The following is a 19,492-nucleotide window of genomic DNA, read 5'->3' as shown; positions in this document are numbered from 1 at the left end:
ACTGCATGTTTGAAGTCGATGAAGATATTTTACAAGACTTTCTTGTAGAAGCAGGAGAAATCCTTGAGCTTTTATCTGAACAGTTAGTTGAACTGGAAAACAATCCAGAAGATACCGAGTTGCTAAATGCTATATTTAGAGGCTTTCATACCGTAAAAGGCGGTGCTGGATTCTTAGCTATGACTGAGCTTGTTGACGCATGTCACGGCGCAGAAAATGTATTCGACTTGTTAAGGCAGGGCGTTCGTTCTGTTAATTCTGAGCTAATGGATGTTATCTTACAAGCACTTGATACTATCAATGAAATGTTTGCGACGATTCAAAATCGTGATAAACCAGAACCTGCGGATCCTCAACTACTTGAAGTTTTACATAAGTTAGGTCTCCCCCCCACAGAAGACGAGTTATCAGGTACTTCTCCTGAAGTTGTTGTAGAACAGCCTCAAGAAGCCGCTGAAGCACAAACTCCCAGTACTGATGGTGCGGACCCTTTTGCTTTTGATGAGCTGTTTAGTGGCCCAACTTCATCTGAAACTGACTCTCAAATTGATGAAATTACAGAGGATGAGTTTGAAAACCTACTTGATGAATTACATGGTACAAGCCAAGAATCGGCAGTAAAAGCCCCCACAAATAGTCATGATTTGAATGGTGATATTACAGACGATGAGTTTGATAATTTACTAGACGAGCTTCATGGTGTTGGCAGTTTCGGCTCTGTTGCAGCGCAAGAAAGTAATGTTACACCTGATGTACAAAAGCCATCGCCTTCGACTAACAATACAGATTCATCGAACGATGATATCAGTGATGATGAATTTGAATCACTGTTAGATGAACTTCATGGTAAGGGAACTGCACCTAAATCTTTAGAAAGCACTCCTGCGATTGCTGAAAAACCAGCCGCAAAACAAGCTGTTCCTAAGCCCAAAGCAGCCCCAGTACCAAAAGTTGAAGCATTAAAACCAGTACCTGCAAAACCTGCTGAAAAAACAGCTGCTGCTGCTCCAAAAAAGGCTACTGCACCAACTGCTGAAACGACAGTGCGTGTTGACACTAAACGCTTAGATCAAATTATGAATATGGTCGGTGAATTGGTACTTGTTCGTAACCGCTTAGTTAGCTTGGCTACGAATTCTGAAAGCGAAGCAATGGGTAAAGCTATATCTAACTTAGATGTTGTTACTGCTGATATTCAAGGTGCGGTTATGCAAACCCGCATGCAACCAATTAAAAAAGTGTTTGGCCGATTTCCTCGAGTTGTTCGTGATTTAGCACGCAGCTTAAATAAAGACATTAATCTATTATTAGTTGGTGAAGAGACTGATTTAGATAAAAATTTGGTTGAGGCATTAGCCGACCCTTTAGTGCATTTAGTGCGTAACTCTGTTGATCACGGTATTGAAATGCCAGATTTTCGTGAGGCTGCTGGAAAACCAAGAACAGGTACTGTTACGTTATCAGCATCTCAGCAAGGCGATCATATTTTACTTACCATTAAAGATGATGGTGCTGGTATGGATGCTGAGAAGCTGAAAAAAATAGCGATTAGTAAAGGTGTTCTTGATCACGACCAAGCAAGCCGGCTTTCTGATACTGAAGCATATAATTTAATTTTTGCACCTGGTTTTTCAACAAAAGAAGAGATTTCGGATATTTCAGGTCGTGGCGTTGGTATGGATGTAGTTAAAACCAAAATTACCCAACTTAATGGCTCAGTAAGTATTCAGTCAGAGTTAGGTGTTGGGACTACTTTAGAGATAAAAGTACCATTAACTCTCGCTATCTTGCCGACCTTAATGGTTGTTGTTGGAGAGCAAACATTTGCATTACCACTTGCGGGTGTTAGCGAAATATTCCACCTCGATTTAACTAAAACGAATGTTGTTGATAGTCAATTGACAATTATTGTGCGCAAAAAAGCAATTCCATTGTTTTATCTTGAGCATTGGCTAGTTAAAGGCGCTGACCGCTCTCAGCGTAAAGCACATGGTCATGTAGTTATTGTCCAAATTGGTACACAACAAGTAGGCTTTGTCGTAGATTCGTTAATAGGGCAAGAGGAAGTTGTAATAAAACCTCTTGATGCTTTATTACAAGGAACACCCGGTATGGCTGGTGCTACAATTACTTCCGATGGTGGTATTGCACTTATTTTAGATGTACCAAATATGTTAAAACATTACGCGGGCTGATAATAAATAAAGTAGGTGCACTGTAAAAGTGCCCTACACTTCAATTTAATAAGAGAGCTAAATGGCCGTTAAAGTTTTAGTTGTTGATGATTCTAGCTTTTTTCGCCGCAGAGTGAGCGAAATACTTGAGCAAGACAGCGATATAAAAGTAATAGGTTTTGCTGTGAATGGCAGAGAAGCTGTTGAAAAAACAGCTGAACTACGCCCTGACATGATTACAATGGATGTAGAAATGCCTGTGCTTGACGGTATTAGCGCAGTTAAAGAAATAATGTCGAGTAATCCGACACCAATTTTAATGTTTTCTTCACTAACTCGAGATGGTGCAACGGCAACGCTTGATGCATTAGATGCCGGAGCAATGGATTTTTTACCGAAAAAATTCGAAGATATTGCACGTAACAATGAAGATGCAATAAAGCTTTTACAAGCTAAAGTGAAAGAAATTGGTCGAAGAAGAGTTCCCCGTACATTCAAGCCCATAACACCAGCTAAACCGCAAAGTATGCCATTAGCGACTCCAAGTTCATTAAGGAACACGGCAACGTTAAAGCAGCCAGATAGAAGCTTTCAACGTACGAATTCTAATGCCTCCGTTCATGCTAGTGGTAAAAAATATCAACTTGTTGCTATTGGTACATCGACTGGCGGACCCGTTGCATTACAAACAATATTAACTCAATTACCAGCAAATTTCCCGCATCCTATATTATTAATTCAGCATATGCCTGCCGCATTCACACCTGCATTTGCTTCGCGTTTAAATGGTTTATGCCAGATAAAAGTAAAGGAAGCTCAACAAGGGGATCGATTACAACCAGGGACTGCATACTTGGCTCCAGGTGGCCAACAAATGATGGTTGAGGGGCGTGGGTCTTCAAAAACATTGCGCGTATTTGAAGATAACAGTGAGCGAATAACATATAAACCAAGTGTTGATGTGACTTTTGCAAGCGTTGCAAAAGCTTGTCAAGGTGACGTACTGGCTATTGTTCTTACTGGTATGGGGGCTGATGGGCGTGATGGTGCTCGAATGTTGAAGCAGACTGGCGCCACTATTTGGGCACAAGACGAAAAAAGTTGTGTTGTTTACGGTATGCCACAGGCGGTTGCAAGTGCTGGCTTAGCAAGTGAAAGTCTTGCTCTAGATGATATAGCTCTAAGGATTAAAAAAGAGATTGGTTGTGGATAAGCTTTCTATATTAGGTTTATTTATTGCGTTAGGCGCTATAGCGATAGGTTATTCTTTAGAAGGCGGTGTTGTCTCTGCGTTATTCAATGGACCAGCACTTATAATCGTAGTTGGTGGTACGCTTGGCGCTGTGATGTTGCAAACATCATCTAGTACTTTTAAAAAAATGCTAAAAATAAGCCACTGGGTTTTTATTTCGCCAAAGCATGATGTAGACGAAGCGATCGAACAAGTTAAACAATGGTCTCACAAAGCACGACAAGAAGGCTACTTAGCACTTGAAAATGAGGCCTTAACTCATCCCGATCCATATGCAGCTAAAGGTCTTAGCTTACTTGTTGATGGTTGCTCTGAGCAAAAGCTGCGCGATACACTTGAAATTGATTTATTATTAGAACGCGACCGTTTATTAGAGGCAGGACGCGTTTATGAAGCTATGGGCGGGTATAGCCCAACAATAGGGATTTTGGGCGCAGTGCTTGGTCTTATTCAGGCTATGTCATTTATTACCGATCCGCAAAAGCTGGGTGCTGGTGTCGCGACAGCATTTATAGCCACTATTTATGGTGTCGGTTTAGCTAATTTACTATTTTTACCGATGGCAAATAAACTAAAACAACGTGTTGAACAAAAAATGTTGTATCACGAACTGTTAGCTGAAGGTGTTATTGCAATCAGTTTAGGCGAAAGCCCTGTTAATATTGAATTAAAGTTAGAAGCTTATCGTGTAGAACGCCCTAATTTAGTGGATAAATAACGATTATGCTACGTCGACGTTTACGTCACACTTCCTCTAAAAGTCAGCATACTGAGCGTTGGCTTGTGTCTTATGCAGATTATATGACGATAATGTTTGCCTTTTTTGTGGTTATGTACGCTATTGCTATAGATAAGGAAGAAAAATTTCAAATATTATCGGATTCGCTCGAGCATGTTTTTGATAAATCTGCGCGCCAACATTCACAAGTTGGTGATGGTGTTAATGGGAGTGGGGTCTTAACCGACAGAGTAACGCCGGAACAAGAGGTGTTGTATGGCGAAAGTATTCAAAAAAAGGAACAAGGCCCTGAGTTATTAGATGGTCAAAGTGACACAAGTAACATTAAACAAAAATATTTAGGAAAACCATTAGATAGCTTGTTAACTAAACTTCAATCAGCACTCATTGATGAAATTCGTGATGGAGAAGCGAGTCTTGAATTGAATCAAGATTGGCTCATTATAGAGTTGAGTTCAGGAATGTTATTTTCTAGTGGTAGTTCAGTTGCTCATTCGCGTGCTAAGCAAGTCGTAAAAATTGTCAAAGATATTATTGATCCAGTCGATAACTACATTAGAGTGCGCGGTTATACAGATAATGAGGTTATTAGTAACGAAATATTTCGTTCAAACTGGGAGCTTTCAGTTGCAAGATCCACCTCAATTTTAGTCGAGCTTGAAGCGTTGGGTATTAATTCTGCACGAATGGCAATAGAAGGTTATGGCCAGTATTCTCCTTTTGGTGATAATAACACAGAGAAAGGTCGAGCTGAAAACCGTAAGGTTGTAATCGCTCTTTCTAAGTATGGTTTACCACCTAAAGATAGTCCATCGTTAGAGCAAAAAAATATAGCAGTACAGACAGAGCCTGAAGTGGAACTACCATCAGACGATAATACAATAAAAATAATTCGTTTACCTCATGGTGGGATCCGAATAACGACGCGAAATTAATAGCAATTAGGATGTAATGTGAAGATTTGGACTGTTGCGAATCAAAAAGGCGGGGTCGGTAAAACAACAACGGCAGTTAGCCTAGCCGGTATTTTAGCGTTACAGGGCAAACGTGTATTGCTTATTGATACAGATCCCCATGCATCACTAACTTATTATTTTGGTATCGACTCTGAAGATTTAGAAGTCAGCGTGTACGATATTTTTGCTCGCGGAACAAGTATGCAAAGTGAAGAAATATTGCAAGCACTTTGCCCGTCAACTCTTGAGAATCTTGATATTTTACCCGCTACTATGGCAATAGCTACACTTGATAGAAGTATGGGTAATAAAACAGGCATGGGTTTAATACTAAAGAAAACGCTTGCTAAAATTAGTGAATATTATGACTATGCAATACTTGATTGCCCGCCGGTTTTGGGGGTTTTAATGGTTAATGCATTAGCTGCGAGTGAGCGTATTTTAGTTCCCGTACAAACCGAATTTTTGGCCCTGAAAGGGCTTGATAGGATGATGCGGACTATGGAATTAATGCAAAGCTCTCAAGCGAAAAGTTATCAATATACTATAATTCCTACTATGTATGATAAACGCACTAAAGCATCGTTGGAAGCATATAAAACTTTACAAGAAACCTATAAAGATAAAGTGTGGCCAGGTGTTATTCCTGTTGATACAAAATTTAGAGATGCGAGTTTGGCACAAAAAGTGCCAATAGAGTTTTGTCCTCGTTCCCGTGGTGTTTTTGCATATAAAGCATTATTAGACTATTTAATAGAGCAAGGTTAATGAATGAGTAAGCAATTATTTGCTAATGAAAAAGTAATGACTCAATATTTAGGTGCGTTATTACGTGATGACGAGCCTACAGATAACCTTGAACCTGTGGCAAAACTGCTTGAACAAATACCGAGTGAACAGCAAAAAGGGCAAGTACATTTAAAGCCTAATGAACAATTAAAAGCAGCGGAAAAAATATTTGCTCAAGATCTGCAAACAGAAGAGCTAAAACCATTAGATATTACTAATGAGCCAGAGCCAGTTAAAGCTGATTTAGTTGTAGAGACAAGCTCACATTTATCAGTAGAGCCGGAACAAAGAGCAGTAACAAAAAGCCAAGAAGATTATTTTGACGGTGAGTTTCAAGCATTATTTTTTGAAGTTGCGGGTTTGACTTTGGCTGTACCATTAAAAGCGTTAGGTGGGATTCATCAGTTAGGTGAAGTAAATCACTTATTTGGTAAGCCAAAATGGTTCAAAGGCGTTATGCTTAATAGAGATGAAAAACTTAATGTTGTTGATACAGCGCATTGGGTGATGCCTGAGAAGTATGACGAAAAACTAGAAGCGTCACTTAACTATCAATATTTAATAACGTTAGGTGACAGCCAATGGGGGTTATTAGCTGAAAAGTTAATAAATAACATTACATTGAGTAAAGAAGATGTAAAATGGCGTACAGATCAAAGTAAGCGCCCATGGCTTGCTGGAGTTATTAAAAAGAAAATGTGTGCTTTAATTGATGTAGATAATTTAAATGCGCTATTAGAGAAAGGCTTAGATAGTCGTCAGTAATAATGACCATTACGGAGTAACAGCATGAATCAAGATAAATTACTGTCAGCAAATAAAAATGCAGACAATGACGAAATATTACAGTGGGTTACCTTTAAGTTAGAAGAAGAAACTTATGGCGTAAACGTAATGCAAGTCCAAGAGATATTACGTTACACTGAAATAGCTCCAGTACCAGGTGCTCCTTCTTATGTAATTGGTATTATTAATTTACGGGGTAACGTAGTAACAGTTATTGATACGCGTGCTCGTTTTGGTTTAGACGCCGCTGATGCAACCGATAACTCTCGTATTTTAATAATAGAAGCTGAAGAGCAAGTTATTGGTATTTTAGCCGATAGTGTTTCTGAAGTTGTATATTTACGCAGTTCAGAAATTGACAGTGCACCTAATGTCGGTACTGAAGAGAGTGCTAAATTTATCCAAGGTGTTTGTAATCGTGATAATGAGTTACTTATTTTAGTCGATTTAAACAAGTTACTCAGTGATGATGAATGGGATGAGTTAAGCGATTTATAAGCTTTACCAATAAAAATATGCTGTTACTTAGTATTGCAATAGCTGCGCTGGCGATAGGTCTAATATCGTTAGCGTTAGTTTTTGCATTGAAAAATAAACAAACGAGTGAGCTGAATTTTGTCATGCAGCAGCTTAAAGATACCTCCGAACAAACTCATATTTTGCGAAGTGAGGTTTCTGAATTACGAACAGGCTTGTTGAGTATAGGTAAGCGTGTACTTGATGTTGAACAGCAGCATCAAGAATTAGTTCAACAACAAGCGGCTCAAAAGTATGATGATCCAGATGCCAAAATTTATTCGCGTGCTGTTAAAATGGTTGAGTTAGGGGCTGATTTAGAGGAGGTAATACGCGAGTGTGAATTACCTCGCGCTGAGGCTGAATTACTCTTTTCATTGCATAAACAAAAAGGCGCTTAGCGCCTTTTTAGTTATCAGCGTATAAATAATCTCATGCTTTAATATTCAACTTACCTTGAAAGTCTTGCCAACCTGGCGGGAATTGACCCCTTAATACATACGAAAATGCAATGAGTTCTGCAATTACATAATAAAGTTCTTTTGGGATCTCTTCTCCTAACTCCAAATGCGACAACGTTTTAGCAAGTGCAGCATCTTCGTGGATCATAATTCCTTTTAGTTTAGCCGCTGCTATTATTTCATCAGCTAACTCACCAAACCCCTTCACACTTACAGTGGGGGTGTTGCCAGCTTCGTATAAAAGTCCAATGGCTGATTTATTAATAGGTGTATCACTCATAGCTAAACCTTAATATTAATAATTGCATGAGATTTATAAAATGCCTGATTGTTAGCATCTCCTCGTTTTAAATTAAGTTCACCAACTTGCAAACCATGTTTAGCTAGTTTTGATCTTAAATTATCTAGGTGAGGGTGAGCAATTGCGCTTACTTCTTGGCTTGAGGCTAATAGCTGGCAATCAAGTGCTTTATCCATTAACTCAGCAGTAATTTGTAGCTGCCCAAGTTGGGCATAATCAAAGTTTAGCCTTACAAACCATACATTTTTATCTCCTAATTTATCTGCGTTTGGCTTTTTATATTGCCCCAGTGTTATTTCTGTTTGTGCTGCTTCTGGAGGTAATCTCATGGGTAATAAAAATTGTGCAAGCGGGTTTGTGTCTGGCTGTTGATTTGGTGTTGAGACACTTACTTGGGTAAGTGTATTTTTAACTTGTACAATTTCGCTAGCCAAAGCTTGAACTTGAGCCTGTTGGAGTTGCTCAAGCATTTTTGCTCCAGTGTTACCTGTTTTAAAAGTAGGTATAAGTACTTGCAAAAGTGCATCTAAGCCAGTTTGATTATTAAAACTGATAGGTGTTACTGACTGGCTAATTATAGGGGCGGCTAAAATACTCACAGCTACTTGTTCAAGCCCTTTAGTGAAACTACTTTGCAAAATGTCCCCCGTTAGATGAGACGGTTGTAAAGTAGCAAGTATTTCACGCTGTATGGTCGCAGGGTGTGTGTTATTGCTTGAGACCATACGATTAAATGCTTGGTTGATTAACCGAGTTAAATCGGGTGTTTCTTTTGTTACTTTATTTGTAATATCAGTGATCTGATTACTTAAAAGTTGTTTATTGCTAGCCATTTTATCTGTAGGGGCGGTGGTGTCAGGAAGCTTTAATAATATAGTTAATAGCTTTGCTTCTATTGGTTGAAGCATTTGACTACGAGAGCCTGTATTAGATAACGGCTCTGCTGATGAGATAATATTTTTAGTAACTGTTTCATTTGTAGTCTTAATTAACGTGTCAGTTTTACTGTTAGTACTCGCATTTAGGATGTTTAATTGATTTGCTTTTAAATCACTTGGTGTAGAGCAAGCTACTGTATTTTGAGTAATGTTATTTGTTGTTGGCGTGTTGGTTGTTATGTTTGAAGGTGATTGCCAAACACTAACACTTCCTTTCATAAGCTGAGTTAGTTGCACAAGCGGCGGGAGTCTAGAAAAGTGCTCGGTCAAAATGTTACTTGTATTTTTTGATATCTGAACACTTGCACTTTGGGTAATGTTAACTCTGTCTAGTGGTACAACTTTGGTGTTTTTTTGTAAGGCGGCGGATGAATTGGCAGCTGTAAACTCTGACTTATTTTGTGTCGTAAAAGGCTTACTTTCAAAATATTTTACCGCATCATTAATTCGTGTTCTTAAGTCACTCAAGCTATTTTGTAGCCACGATTTTATTGGGCTATCAGTAGTAAGTAATGGATTTACTTTAATATTACTCGCAGAAACGGCTACTTCAGGTGCATTATTTTTTTGAGCTAAAAGCAACTCGTTAAATGGTTTCGAGAAGGAGTTATTAAGCATCACTTTTATGTTGCTAGTATCGGTTTTAATAAACAATTTATCAGCCTGGTTTTCTAAGTTTACCTTAATAGTCGTGCTGGGTAGTTCACTAACTTGTTTATTATTTATAGGCGTTGTAAACGACCCCGACTTTTGTGGATGAGTTAAAATGGCCAGTTTTGGTGTTGCTTGCAGTTGTGCATTAGGTAGCAGCGCTGCGAGTAATTTAGTCAGTCTTGTTTGACTCAGTGGTTGCGAATGAACTGTATCAGCAAAGCTGTTAATAATATTTAGCTGTGCGCCTTTATTGTTAGTGCTTACAATTACTTTTAAAGGTTGCTCGGTTATAAGTAGCTGCGCTACGTCTTTATTTATTGCAATACTGGCGTTGAGTTTATCAATGACTAATTTGGGAGTAGGCGATAAAACAACCTGGACATCCATTGGCTTACTTTCTACCTCAGTGCCTGTGCTTACATAATTTAATAAACGCTGTAACTGAGTTGGTTGACTTAAGGTGAGGGTTGTACTGTTTGGTATAATGTTGAGCTTTTTGCCATCAGGGCTGAGCTGTATGTTAGCACTGGCTATTTTTTGTAAGTTTTGAGGTGCGCTTGTAGTGCCAAGCCTTAATGTTTGCCAATGCTTATCAATAAATACATCAAGCGTAATCGAATCTTTCGAAAATTGTATATTTTTAGCGGCAAGCACCTCATCAGGTAATTGCGATAATTCATTCGTTTGAGCATTGCTCGATTGATTGATAACCAATGAATTAGATAATGTGATTTGCGTTGGCGTATTCATTATTTTAAATCAAGTTTTCTCTATTTTAAGTGAATCGATTTTAAAGCAATATTCGTATTACCCTATCATTATGGTAGACTAACGCCTAATTTTTGGCAGAGAGAATCGTCATCTTGTTACACATTAAGTCCGTCACCTGCATCAAGCAAGATCGTTGTTTGTTTGCGGATCTTAATTTTAGCCTTAATAACGGTCAAATCATGCAATTAGCAGGCCCTAACGGGGCTGGAAAAACATCGTTATTGCGTATTGTCGCAGGCTTTTCTGCGCCTGATGAAGGGGCTATATTATACCAAGAATTGCCGATATCTAAGTACTATGAAGAGTATGCCAGAGAGCTATTGTTTATAGGTCATAAAACGGGCGTAAACACTCAGCTTAGTGCAGTGGAAAATGTTAGCCATTGGTTGCAAATTAATGGCTATAGCGAGCCTGAACTATACCCTATTTTAGCGAAACTAGGCCTTGTTGGACTTGAAGATGTGCCTGTTAGGATGTTATCTGCAGGGCAGCAGCGACGTGTTGCTTTAGTAAGACTATGGTTAAGTGATGCTAAACTATGGGTGCTTGATGAGCCATTTACTGCGCTTGATAAAAGTGGTGTCGCCTTTTTACAACAACGATTTACTGAGCACTTACAAAGCGGTGGTGCTATCTTATTAACAACCCACCAAGACTTAACGACCCACTTTAGTAACTTACAAACGGTTACACTGGAGTATCGCCACTAATGACTCGTCAACACTCTTATTGGTTGCTATTTAGTGCGGTATTTACCAAAGATGTAAAACTTGCGTTTCGCCAGCGCGCCGAAATTGTAAATCCTATTTTATTTTTCTTAATTGTAATCTCATTGTTTCCGTTAGCAATAGGGCCTGAGCCCGGTCTACTTGCGAGAATGGCGCCAGGTATTATTTGGGTTGCCGCATTACTCTCTACCATGTTGGGCTTAGATAAGTTGTTTAGGGATGATTTTAACGATGGCTCGTTGGAGCAGTTAATTGCATCCTCTTATCCATTATCGCTAACCGTACTTGCTAAAGTGGCTGCTCATTGGGTGGTAACAGGTTTACCGCTTGTATTAATGACACCATTGTTTGCATTGTTATTGAATCTAGAAAGTTCGGCGCTAACAGCGACCGTTTTAACATTATTATTAGGCACACCGCTATTGAGCTTTATCGGCGCAATTGGCGCTGGGCTTACTGTAGGATTACAAAAAGGGGGAATTTTGATGAGTTTACTCGTACTGCCTTTGTATATTCCAGTTTTAATTTTTGCAACGTCGGCTATCGATACCAGTACCATGTCACTGGATTATAGTGGACAGCTTGCTATCCTTGGTGCAATGTTACTTATTGCTATTATTAGCGCACCAATTGCCATATCGTCAGCTTTAAAAGTGAGTGTAAGTTAATGTGGAAGTGGTTACATCCCTATGCTAAAGCGGAGCGTGCATATCAATTATGCAATACGTTACTGCCTTATTTTGCCGTAGTTACTGTAGTTAGTATGATTGTTGGTTGGGTATGGGGGCTTGGTTTTGCACCTGCCGATTACCAGCAAAAAGACAGCTACCGTATCATTTTTATTCATGTTCCTTCCGCCATTTTATCTATGGGCGCTTACTCATCAATGGCTATTGCAGCTGTTGTTGCACTTGTATGGCAACTACGAAATGCCGAACTTGCCGTTATTGCTATAGCGCCTGTTGGTGCTTGTATTACAGCTATAGCGCTTATTACTGGCGCTGCATGGGGTAAGCCTATGTGGGGTGCTTGGTGGGTATGGGATGCGCGTTTAACGTCTGAACTTATTTTATTATTTTTATATCTTGGCGTGCTTTCGCTTTACCATGCATTTGAAGATAAGAAGTCAGCAGGGCGTGCGGCTTCTATTTTAGCGATTGTGGGCGTAATCAACTTACCTATTATTCATTACTCTGTTGAGTGGTGGAATACGCTACACCAAGGCGCAAGCATTACAAAATTAGACACAAAAGCAATAGACCCAAGTATGTTTTGGCCACTTATGGTTAATATTTTAGCCTTTGCTGCTTTTGTAGGAACAGTGACTTTAATTCGTCTTAAAAATGAAATTTTACAACGCGAAAAGCACCGACCGTGGGTACGCTCGTTGTTAAATAAGGGGTAATTATGCAGTTTGACTCTTTTTCTGATTTTATTGCAATGGGGGGCTATGGGTTTTATATATGGCTTTCTTTTGGTACATGCGCACTTATTTTACTCGGTATTTTAGTGAGCTCTTTAAGAGATACCAAACGCATTATGGCTTCAGTAGAACAGCAAATAATACGCGAAGCGCGAATTAAAAAAGCTAAACAGGAACAAGTCTCATGAATCCAAGACGTAAAAAGCGCCTATTGGTAATTATTGCCGTGCTGTTTGGTATTGGTGGATCAATTGGTTTAGTGCTTTATGCACTTCAAGAAAACATTAATCTTTTTTATACGCCAAGCGAACTTATTGATGGCAAAGGGCCTAATAAAGAAAAGCCTTTCATTGGCCAAAAGTTACGTATTGGCGGCATGGTTGTACCAGGCACTGTTGAGCGTAATGAACAGAGCTTACAAGTAAGCTTTAAGCTAATAGATACAGGTCCATTAGTGACCGTGCGTTATCAAGGTATATTGCCAGACTTGTTTCGTGAAGGGCAAGGCATTGTAGCTCAGGGCGTATTAATCGAACCTAACGTTATTGAAGCATTTGAAGTGCTAGCAAAGCATGACGAAAAATATATGCCAGCAGAAGTTGCAGAGGCAGTTAAAGGTATTAAGCACGAAGAACCAAAATACAACTTAGATAGTGGTAATTAGCTATGATCCCAGAAATTGGTTATTTTTCTTTAACGCTTGCCATGGTATTAAGCGTTTTACTGTGTATTTTTCCTCTTTGGGGCGCGCATACCGGTAATCTTCGATTAATGCGTGCAGCTCCCTCTTTAGCAATTGGGCAATTCGCTTTTGTTTTAATCTCTTTTGCAGCACTTATTTACGCCAGTGTAACGGATGATTTTACCGTATCGTACGTAGCATATCATTCAAGTAGTACGCTGCCTTGGTATTACAAAATCACCTCTACATGGGGCGGCCATGAAGGCGCTATTTTACTGTGGCTTGTAATGCAAGCGGGTTGGACTGCAGTAGTTGCTGCACGCTCTAAATCACTCCCTTGGGTGTTACGTGCTCGCGTATTGGGTGTGCTTGGCTTTTTAGGTGTCGGTTTTATGATGTACACCTTGCTACTTTCAAGCCCGTTTGAGCGCCTACTTCCTTATTTTCCGGTAGAGGGGCGTGATTTAAATCCGTTACTTCAAGATCCGGGTATGATTATTCATCCGCCATTACTGTACATGGGTTATGTTGGGTTATCGGTTGCTTTTTCTTTTGCTATTGCTGCGTTATTAACCGGTAAGCTTGATAACACATGGGCTAAATGGTCACGTCCATGGACAATGACTGCATGGGGCTTTTTAACTCTAGGAATCACAATTGGTAGCTGGTGGGCATATTCAGAGCTTGGCTGGGGCGGCTGGTGGTTTTGGGATCCGGTTGAAAACGCCTCGCTTATGCCATGGCTTGTTGCAACTGCATTATTACACTCTTTAAGCGTGACTGAAAAACGCGGTGTATTTAAATCATGGACTGTTTTACTAGCTATCGCAGCGTTTTCATTAAGCCTTTTGGGAACCTTTATTGTACGCTCGGGTATTATTGTATCGGTACACGCTTTTGCAACAGACCCTGATCGTGGCTTATTTATACTTGCCTTCTTAGGCATCGTTGTAGGCGGTGGCTTGGCGTTATATGCACTGCGTGTGTCACAAGTTCACAGTGAAGGACGATACAAGCTGGTATCACGCGAAGTGGCATTATGGCTCAATAATATATTTTTAGTGGTTGCTACATTGATCGTATTGCTTGGTACGCTATTACCTATGGTGCATAAAGAGATGGGCCTAGGCAGTATTTCTATTGGCGAACCGTTTTTTAATAAAATGTTTGCAATAATTTTAGTGCCATTTGCTATTTTGATGGGAATAGGACCATTTTTACGCTGGAAGCAAAATAAATGGGCTTTCTTACAAAACAAAATATTAATGGGCGTATTAGCAAGTGTTGTAATTACCTGCGCTTGGTTGTTTTCAAGTTACGACTTAGTAAAACCACTTACGCTATTAGCTACTACGCTTGCGGTTTGGATTGCAATATCAACCGGGATCGATATTTACACTAAAGCCGTAGTGCATGGCACCTTAAAAGAAGGTTTAAAACGCTTAGGTGTAAGTTACTGGGCTATGGTGCTTGGGCATATTGGTATTGCATTTGTTATTGCGGGTGTAACGCTTACATCGGCATATTCAGTTGAGCGTGATGTATCTATGAAACAAGGCGATACAGTCCAGCTTAATCAATATGAATACCGCTTTGATGGTGTTAAAGCTATTCGCGGACCAAACTACAGTGGTCATGCTGGTGTTGTATCTGTGCTTAAAAATAATGAACTAGTAACACGCTTACACGCCGAAAAACGTAAGTATGATATTGGTATGCAGTTTATGACCGAGGCGGCAATAGATGCAGGCTTTACACGTGATTTATACTTAGCGTTAGGTGAGCAGTTAAGCCAAGGCGCATGGTCACTTCGCATTTATCACAAACCGTTTGTTCGTTGGATGTGGATTGGTGGTGTGCTTATTTCCCTCGCTGGATTTATGATTTTATTTGATAAACGCTACCGCACATCAGCTAAAACAGCGCGTAGGGCTGCATCGGAGAGTGTTTTATGAACCGTAAAATTTTAGCTATTGCGCCGCTTTTAGTGTTTGTTTTTGTGTGTGTATTTTTATACCAAGGTCTTTTTGCTAACCCTCGTGAAATTCAAACGGGGCGATTAGGTCAAGAAATGCCAGCATTTAATCTACCTGATTTAATGCAAGACAATAAGCCATGGACTAACGAGTCTTTAAAAGGCGAGGTTTACTTACTAAATGTATGGGGCACTTGGTGTCCTACATGTTTAGTTGAGCTTGGCTATTTAACTAAGTTACGTGAGCAAGGTGTTAAAATTATTGGGCTTTATTACGTACAAGGTTACGATGCTGATTTTGATGGCCCTTTTGATATGCAATCACTTCGCACAGAAGTGAGCGATATGCTGCAACGTGCGGGTGACCCATATCAATTTAATATCTTGGATTTACATCGTACTTTGTCGTTGGATTTAGGCGTGTCGGGTGCGCCTGAAACATTTTTAGTCGATAAAAACGGCACTATTTTGTTGCATCACACGGGCGATATAAACCCGCGAGTATGGCGAGCTAAATTTGCGCCAATTATGCAGGAGCTTAAATAATGAAATGGTTACTACTTACGCTTAGCATTTTTGTAAGCATCAGTGCGTTTGCTGAGCAAGACCGCTATCAATTTGATAACAACAAACAAGCAATATTGTTTGAAGAGCTAACTAAAGAGCTGCGTTGTCCTAAGTGTCAAAATCAAAATATTGCGGACTCCGACGCTGTTGTTGCTAAAGACTTACGCGATAAAGTACTCGTATTGGTTAAAGAAGGTAAGAGCAAAGACGAAGTGATTGATTACATGATTGACCGCTTTGGCTATTTTGTTCATTACGACCCACCAGTTACACCCGCGACTTTAGTACTTTGGGTATTACCTGTATTAATTGTCATAGTCGGCTTTGGTTTTATTGTTATTCGCCAGCGAAAAGCATCAGTAAAACAAACCTGGAGCAGTGACGACGAAATGCTGCTAGCTAAGCTAATTGAACAAAATAAACGTCAGGAGCAAAGTTAAATGATTTTAATGTGGGCGTGTTTTGCTTTACTCACACTGGTTGCTCTTGCGTTTGTGATGTTGCCTTTTTTAAAAAAAGAGCACGTTAAAACAATTACTCATAATGCCAATGCGGAGCTAATTAGTATTTATGAGCAGCGTTTAGTTGATTTACAAACCGATTTAGATAATCAACGCATTGATAGCATCAATCACACAGAATCAATTGTTGAATTAAAACGTCGTTTATTGAACGAATTATCGCCAGAAAAGTCACTTAATAGCAAAGGTAATAATCGTATTTTTGCTTTAACAGGCGGTGCATTTGTTCTTGCACTAACGGGGATTTTTTATAGCTTTACAGGTAGTCAGCAGCAAATTTCGGCTTGGCATGATGCAATGGATAATTTAGCGGATTACGGTGAGCGTGCTGTAATGCAAAAAGGTGAGCCGCTTAGTCAAAATGAGCTGCAGGCTTTTGCATTGGCGCTTCGTACTAAGCTTAGCCGTTCGGGTGATGATGAAGTCGCTTGGATGCTACTTGGACGAGTTGCTATGTCGCTTAATGAATTTGACATGGCGCAGCAGTCATTTGATAAAGCACTACGTATGAATCCTGATAATATGCAGGTACTTATTAGTTACAGCCAAGTTTTATTACTAGAAGGCAGCGAAGCTAATATGACCCGTGCGGCAGGTATGCTCTCAAAAGTACTAAAAGTCGAGCCTACCAATTTAGATGCTATTTCGTTACTCGCGCTTATAGCGTATGAGCGCAAAGATTGGCCGCAAGCTAAAACTGCATTTGAAGTTTTATTGGCAAGCATGGGAAAAAATGATTCTCGTTATAGCATGATCTCTGAGCGTATTGCTGATATAGAGCAGCAAATGCAAACGGAAGGCTCAGTTATGCCAGTTACTACTACAACGGGTGCTATTGCAGTTACTGTCGACATTGCAAAAGAGCTTATTGATAAACAACCAAAAAACGGTATTTTATTTATATTTGCAAAAGCTGCAACTGGCTCACCTATGCCATTAGCTGCTGTTAAACTCGCTAAATATTCATTTCCAATTACAGTTGAGTTGAGTGATAGTAGTGCAATGGTTGCAGGGCTTAACTTATCGAGTGCCGAAAATATTATTATTTCGGCGCGTATTTCTATAGATGACTCGGTTATGCCAAGTTCTGGTGAGCTAGAAGGTCATTCACAGTCGTTAAAGCGTGAAAGTGTAAGTGACTACCAACTTCAAATTGATACATTAATACCTTAAGGACGTTAGATGTTAAAGCATAGTTTTACTTTTTTATGTTTATTGGTACTGGCCGGTTGTGCTCAAGTACCACAAAGTAAAGTAGATGAGAGAGATCCTCTGCAAAGTATTAATCGTCCATTATATGACTTTAATATGGATGTACTAGATGCATACTTGTTGCGCCCCGCAGCAGTTGGTTACATGACAGTTACACCTGTACCTGTACGCCAGAGCGTTGTCCATTTTACCGACAATATAACGGCTCCTGTAGATATGATAAATGCCGGCCTGCAAGGTAAGCCGGGTAATGCAAGTGTTAGCCTTGCGCGTTTTTTAGTTAATTCTACTGTTGGCATATTTGGTTTGTTTGATGTTGCCAGCTCATTAGGCCTTGAAGTTGTAGATGAAGACTTTGGACAGACCTTGGGTGTGTGGGGGGTGGGCGATGGCGCTTATTTAATGCTGCCTGCTATGGGGCCAAAAACAGTGCGTAACTTAACGGGTGATGTCGTCGATAACTTTGTACTACCTGAGGTAGCATTAACGACTCCACAAACTATTCTAGTGTTTGTTTTAAAGGCAGTGGAAGCGCGCGCCTCATTAATCCCTCAAGAGGGGCTATTAAATGATTCACTTGATCCATACTTGTTTGTGAAAGATATTTATTTCCAGCGTCAAATTTATGAACTATACGACGGTAATCCGCCAATCAAAGAAGAGCCCGCTGATTTTGATGAAGACTTTTTAGAAAGCTTATAACTCAATACCAGCAAACAAAAACGCCAGCTAAATGCTGGCGTTTTTGTTTGCCGGTATTGTTATTCTTCGTGGATCATTAAATGCATTTGCTCATCGACCCAAGCTAGCGCTTCATGGTAGGCATCAGGTACTTTTTCACCAAGGTTTAGTTCTGTAGTTATGTCGTTGGCCGCTGACCAGTTTGCTTGCTCATAATACTTAACTAGGTTTAGGTATTTTGCCAATAAACCTTCGTTATCGAGTAATGCAGCTTTTATTTCGTTAGATAAAGGTAATTTTTGCATTACACTTTCCATGCTCTCATCTAAAATAGCATCCATTAGAGACATCATACCGGTTAAAAAAGCCATGCCAGTATCTTTAAATTGGCCATGAGAAATAGCGAGTAATTCACCAAAACGTGCTCGGGTTAAGGATAATTTGATTAATTCAACGGGCTTATCTGCAGATACTTGCGCAGCAAAAAGCAATGATAAGAGTTTTTTAATTTCGCTAGCGCCAAGCACAATAAGTGCCTGCTTAATTGTGCTGATTTCAGCACGCCTTGCAAAGGCAGCAGAATTTGAATACCTAAGAAGCTTATAAGATAGATTTACATCACGCTCAAATACATTAGTGATTTTTTTAAGATCCATTTCAATACTTGAGGTTTCATACAGTAATTCAGCTAATGCCATCTCTGATGGTGGCAATGCTTTACTTTGCACCATCTCGGGTTTTGAAAAGAAGAATCCCTGAAAGTAATCAAAACCGAGCTCTAATGCCAAGCTATACATTTCATACGTTTCAACTTTTTCGGCAAGTAATTTAATATGAGAATGCTGTTTTATATCGTTAATAACGTTTTTTATTATACTTGTATCACATGTTAAAAAATCAATTTTAATGATGTCTATAAATGGATAAAAGTGACGCCACACAGGCTGATGAATGTAATCGTCAAGTGCAATAGTATACCCTTTATCTTTTAGGTCTTTAACAATTGCTAATAAGCGCTTTCCGGGTTGAACTGTTTCAAGTATTTCAACCACAATTGTATCTTTACCCAGTAGTGTTGGATAACCTTTTGATAACGTATCCAACGTAAAGTTTATATAAGCGGGCTTATTATCAGTTAAATCTTCTAAACCAAAGTTGAATTGACTGCCTTCTATTAAACGTGTTGTCGCTTCGTCACCATCTATATCGGGAAACACATTATCGACGCCATCGCGAAATAAAAGCTCATAACCAATGAGTTCTTTTTCACGATTTAAAATCGGTTGGCGTGCGGCATAAAAGTACATAAACAATTCCGTATGAGTAAAGTCAGCAGGTATTGTAATAATATATTGGAAAACATTCA

The 19,492-nt window shown here is 39.5% G+C and carries 21 protein-coding genes; 18 read left to right on the top strand and 3 right to left on the bottom strand.

The genetic code is table 11. The annotated features are described in order from the left end of the window. The first annotated feature begins 5 nt into the window (after positions 1-5). The 8 genes from D172_RS13340 (at position 6) to D172_RS13305 (ending at position 7,613) form a co-directional block, all read left to right on the top strand. On the top strand, positions 6-2,195 hold the full coding sequence (locus D172_RS13340) for a chemotaxis protein CheA (RefSeq protein ID WP_007377941.1): 2,190 nt from the start codon (positions 6-8) through the stop codon (positions 2,193-2,195). A gap of 61 nt (positions 2,196-2,256) precedes the next feature. Further along, entirely contained in the window at positions 2,257-3,387 is a 1,131-nt protein-coding gene (locus tag D172_RS13335) for a protein-glutamate methylesterase/protein-glutamine glutaminase (RefSeq protein WP_007377940.1), read from the top strand. Next, a complete protein-coding gene (locus D172_RS13330; protein ID WP_007377939.1) occupies positions 3,380-4,144 on the top strand; it encodes a flagellar motor protein in 765 nt (254 codons plus the stop codon). Before D172_RS13335 ends, D172_RS13330 begins: the two co-directional genes overlap by 8 nt. Positions 4,145-4,149: 5 nt before the next feature. After that, positions 4,150-5,100 (top strand): flagellar motor protein MotB, encoded by a 951-nt coding sequence (locus tag D172_RS13325; RefSeq protein WP_007377938.1) that lies wholly within the window; start codon positions 4,150-4,152, stop codon positions 5,098-5,100. Between the two features lie 18 nt (positions 5,101-5,118). Further along, the gene (locus D172_RS13320; protein WP_007377937.1) at positions 5,119-5,889 is read left to right on the top strand and encodes a ParA family protein; all 771 of its coding nucleotides are present in this window, start codon (positions 5,119-5,121) and stop codon (positions 5,887-5,889) included. 3 nt (positions 5,890-5,892) lie between these two features. Next, positions 5,893-6,675 carry a chemotaxis protein CheW gene (locus tag D172_RS13315; protein WP_007377936.1) on the top strand — a complete coding sequence of 261 codons (783 nt, stop codon included), beginning with the start codon at positions 5,893-5,895 and terminating at the stop codon, positions 6,673-6,675. A 24-nt stretch (positions 6,676-6,699) separates the two neighbouring features. Beyond that, positions 6,700-7,194 carry a chemotaxis protein CheW gene (locus D172_RS13310; RefSeq protein WP_007377935.1) on the top strand — a complete coding sequence of 165 codons (495 nt, stop codon included), beginning with the start codon at positions 6,700-6,702 and terminating at the stop codon, positions 7,192-7,194. Between the two features lie 17 nt (positions 7,195-7,211). Then, entirely contained in the window at positions 7,212-7,613 is a 402-nt protein-coding gene (locus D172_RS13305) for a DUF2802 domain-containing protein (protein WP_007377934.1), read from the top strand. Between the two features lie 31 nt (positions 7,614-7,644). Here the strand turns inward: D172_RS13305 and D172_RS13300 are convergent, their stop codons facing one another. Together D172_RS13300 and D172_RS13295 are read right to left on the bottom strand one after the other, a co-directional pair. Then, the gene (locus D172_RS13300) at positions 7,645-7,953 is read right to left on the bottom strand and encodes an EscU/YscU/HrcU family type III secretion system export apparatus switch protein (protein WP_007377933.1); all 309 of its coding nucleotides are present in this window, start codon (positions 7,951-7,953) and stop codon (positions 7,645-7,647) included. 2 nt (positions 7,954-7,955) lie between these two features. Continuing rightward, positions 7,956-10,316, bottom strand: coding sequence for a flagellar hook-length control protein FliK (locus D172_RS13295; RefSeq protein ID WP_007377932.1), 2,361 nt, complete (start codon positions 10,314-10,316; stop codon positions 7,956-7,958). 113 nt (positions 10,317-10,429) lie between these two features. Between D172_RS13295 and ccmA the strand changes: the two genes are divergently transcribed. The 10 genes from ccmA to D172_RS13245 are packed head-to-tail and all read left to right on the top strand — an operon-like array spanning position 10,430 to position 18,147. Then, positions 10,430-11,047, top strand: a complete 618-nt coding sequence (ccmA, locus tag D172_RS13290) for a cytochrome c biogenesis heme-transporting ATPase CcmA (RefSeq protein WP_108912434.1) — start codon at positions 10,430-10,432, stop codon at positions 11,045-11,047. Next, positions 11,047-11,733, top strand: coding sequence for a heme exporter protein CcmB (ccmB, locus tag D172_RS13285; protein ID WP_007377929.1), 687 nt, complete (start codon positions 11,047-11,049; stop codon positions 11,731-11,733). Before ccmA ends, ccmB begins: the two co-directional genes overlap by 1 nt. Then, entirely contained in the window at positions 11,733-12,470 is a 738-nt protein-coding gene (locus tag D172_RS13280) for a heme ABC transporter permease (protein ID WP_007377928.1), read from the top strand. Before ccmB ends, D172_RS13280 begins: the two co-directional genes overlap by 1 nt. Before the next feature lie 2 nt (positions 12,471-12,472). Then, positions 12,473-12,676 carry a heme exporter protein CcmD gene (gene ccmD / locus D172_RS13275; RefSeq protein WP_007377927.1) on the top strand — a complete coding sequence of 68 codons (204 nt, stop codon included), beginning with the start codon at positions 12,473-12,475 and terminating at the stop codon, positions 12,674-12,676. Continuing rightward, positions 12,673-13,152 carry a cytochrome c maturation protein CcmE gene (ccmE, locus tag D172_RS13270; protein WP_007377926.1) on the top strand — a complete coding sequence of 160 codons (480 nt, stop codon included), beginning with the start codon at positions 12,673-12,675 and terminating at the stop codon, positions 13,150-13,152. Before ccmD ends, ccmE begins: the two co-directional genes overlap by 4 nt. 2 nt (positions 13,153-13,154) lie before the next feature. Next, complete coding sequence (locus tag D172_RS13265) at positions 13,155-15,125, top strand: heme lyase CcmF/NrfE family subunit (RefSeq protein WP_007377925.1); 1,971 nt, start codon at positions 13,155-13,157, stop codon at positions 15,123-15,125. Beyond that, complete coding sequence (locus D172_RS13260) at positions 15,122-15,691, top strand: redoxin family protein (protein WP_007377924.1); 570 nt, start codon at positions 15,122-15,124, stop codon at positions 15,689-15,691. The genes D172_RS13265 and D172_RS13260 overlap by 4 nt, the downstream gene beginning before the upstream one ends. Next, positions 15,691-16,152, top strand: a complete 462-nt coding sequence (locus D172_RS13255; protein ID WP_007377923.1) for a cytochrome c-type biogenesis protein — start codon at positions 15,691-15,693, stop codon at positions 16,150-16,152. Before D172_RS13260 ends, D172_RS13255 begins: the two co-directional genes overlap by 1 nt. Beyond that, positions 16,153-17,406 carry a c-type cytochrome biogenesis protein CcmI gene (ccmI, locus tag D172_RS13250; RefSeq protein WP_007377922.1) on the top strand — a complete coding sequence of 418 codons (1,254 nt, stop codon included), beginning with the start codon at positions 16,153-16,155 and terminating at the stop codon, positions 17,404-17,406. Positions 17,407-17,415: 9 nt separating this feature from the next. Beyond that, positions 17,416-18,147: an MlaA family lipoprotein gene (locus D172_RS13245; RefSeq protein ID WP_007377921.1), complete on the top strand. Its 732-nt coding sequence runs from the start codon at positions 17,416-17,418 to the stop codon at positions 18,145-18,147. Positions 18,148-18,206: 59 nt separating this feature from the next. Here D172_RS13245 and D172_RS13240 read toward each other — a convergent pair whose 3' ends face one another. After that, positions 18,207-19,433 (bottom strand): EAL and HDOD domain-containing protein, encoded by a 1,227-nt coding sequence (locus tag D172_RS13240; protein WP_007378628.1) that lies wholly within the window; start codon positions 19,431-19,433, stop codon positions 18,207-18,209. Positions 19,434-19,492 lie beyond the last annotated feature (59 nt).

Source organism: Pseudoalteromonas sp. Bsw20308 (assembly GCF_000310105.2).
Classification (GTDB): domain Bacteria; phylum Pseudomonadota; class Gammaproteobacteria; order Enterobacterales; family Alteromonadaceae; genus Pseudoalteromonas; species Pseudoalteromonas fuliginea.
The sequence above is the reverse complement of the archived record's forward strand: the minus strand, read 5'-3'. Positions and strand labels throughout refer to the sequence as shown.

Coding starts and splice junctions, on each gene's coding strand:
- D172_RS13240 (WP_007378628.1), bottom strand. CDS start 19,433: ATGTACTTTTATGCCGCACGCCAACCGATTTTAAATCGTGAAAAAGAA.
- D172_RS13260 (WP_007377924.1), top strand. CDS start 15,122: ATGAACCGTAAAATTTTAGCTATTGCGCCGCTTTTAGTGTTTGTTTTT.
- D172_RS13280 (WP_007377928.1), top strand. CDS start 11,733: ATGTGGAAGTGGTTACATCCCTATGCTAAAGCGGAGCGTGCATATCAA.
- ccmB (WP_007377929.1), top strand. CDS start 11,047: ATGACTCGTCAACACTCTTATTGGTTGCTATTTAGTGCGGTATTTACC.
- D172_RS13315 (WP_007377936.1), top strand. CDS start 5,893: ATGAGTAAGCAATTATTTGCTAATGAAAAAGTAATGACTCAATATTTA.
- D172_RS13245 (WP_007377921.1), top strand. CDS start 17,416: ATGTTAAAGCATAGTTTTACTTTTTTATGTTTATTGGTACTGGCCGGT.
- D172_RS13335 (WP_007377940.1), top strand. CDS start 2,257: ATGGCCGTTAAAGTTTTAGTTGTTGATGATTCTAGCTTTTTTCGCCGC.
- D172_RS13340 (WP_007377941.1), top strand. CDS start 6: ATGTTTGAAGTCGATGAAGATATTTTACAAGACTTTCTTGTAGAAGCA.
- ccmD (WP_007377927.1), top strand. CDS start 12,473: ATGCAGTTTGACTCTTTTTCTGATTTTATTGCAATGGGGGGCTATGGG.
- D172_RS13255 (WP_007377923.1), top strand. CDS start 15,691: ATGAAATGGTTACTACTTACGCTTAGCATTTTTGTAAGCATCAGTGCG.
- D172_RS13310 (WP_007377935.1), top strand. CDS start 6,700: ATGAATCAAGATAAATTACTGTCAGCAAATAAAAATGCAGACAATGAC.
- D172_RS13295 (WP_007377932.1), bottom strand. CDS start 10,316: ATGAATACGCCAACGCAAATCACATTATCTAATTCATTGGTTATCAAT.
- D172_RS13325 (WP_007377938.1), top strand. CDS start 4,150: ATGCTACGTCGACGTTTACGTCACACTTCCTCTAAAAGTCAGCATACT.
- ccmI (WP_007377922.1), top strand. CDS start 16,153: ATGATTTTAATGTGGGCGTGTTTTGCTTTACTCACACTGGTTGCTCTT.
- D172_RS13265 (WP_007377925.1), top strand. CDS start 13,155: ATGATCCCAGAAATTGGTTATTTTTCTTTAACGCTTGCCATGGTATTA.
- D172_RS13305 (WP_007377934.1), top strand. CDS start 7,212: ATGCTGTTACTTAGTATTGCAATAGCTGCGCTGGCGATAGGTCTAATA.
- D172_RS13300 (WP_007377933.1), bottom strand. CDS start 7,953: ATGAGTGATACACCTATTAATAAATCAGCCATTGGACTTTTATACGAA.
- ccmE (WP_007377926.1), top strand. CDS start 12,673: ATGAATCCAAGACGTAAAAAGCGCCTATTGGTAATTATTGCCGTGCTG.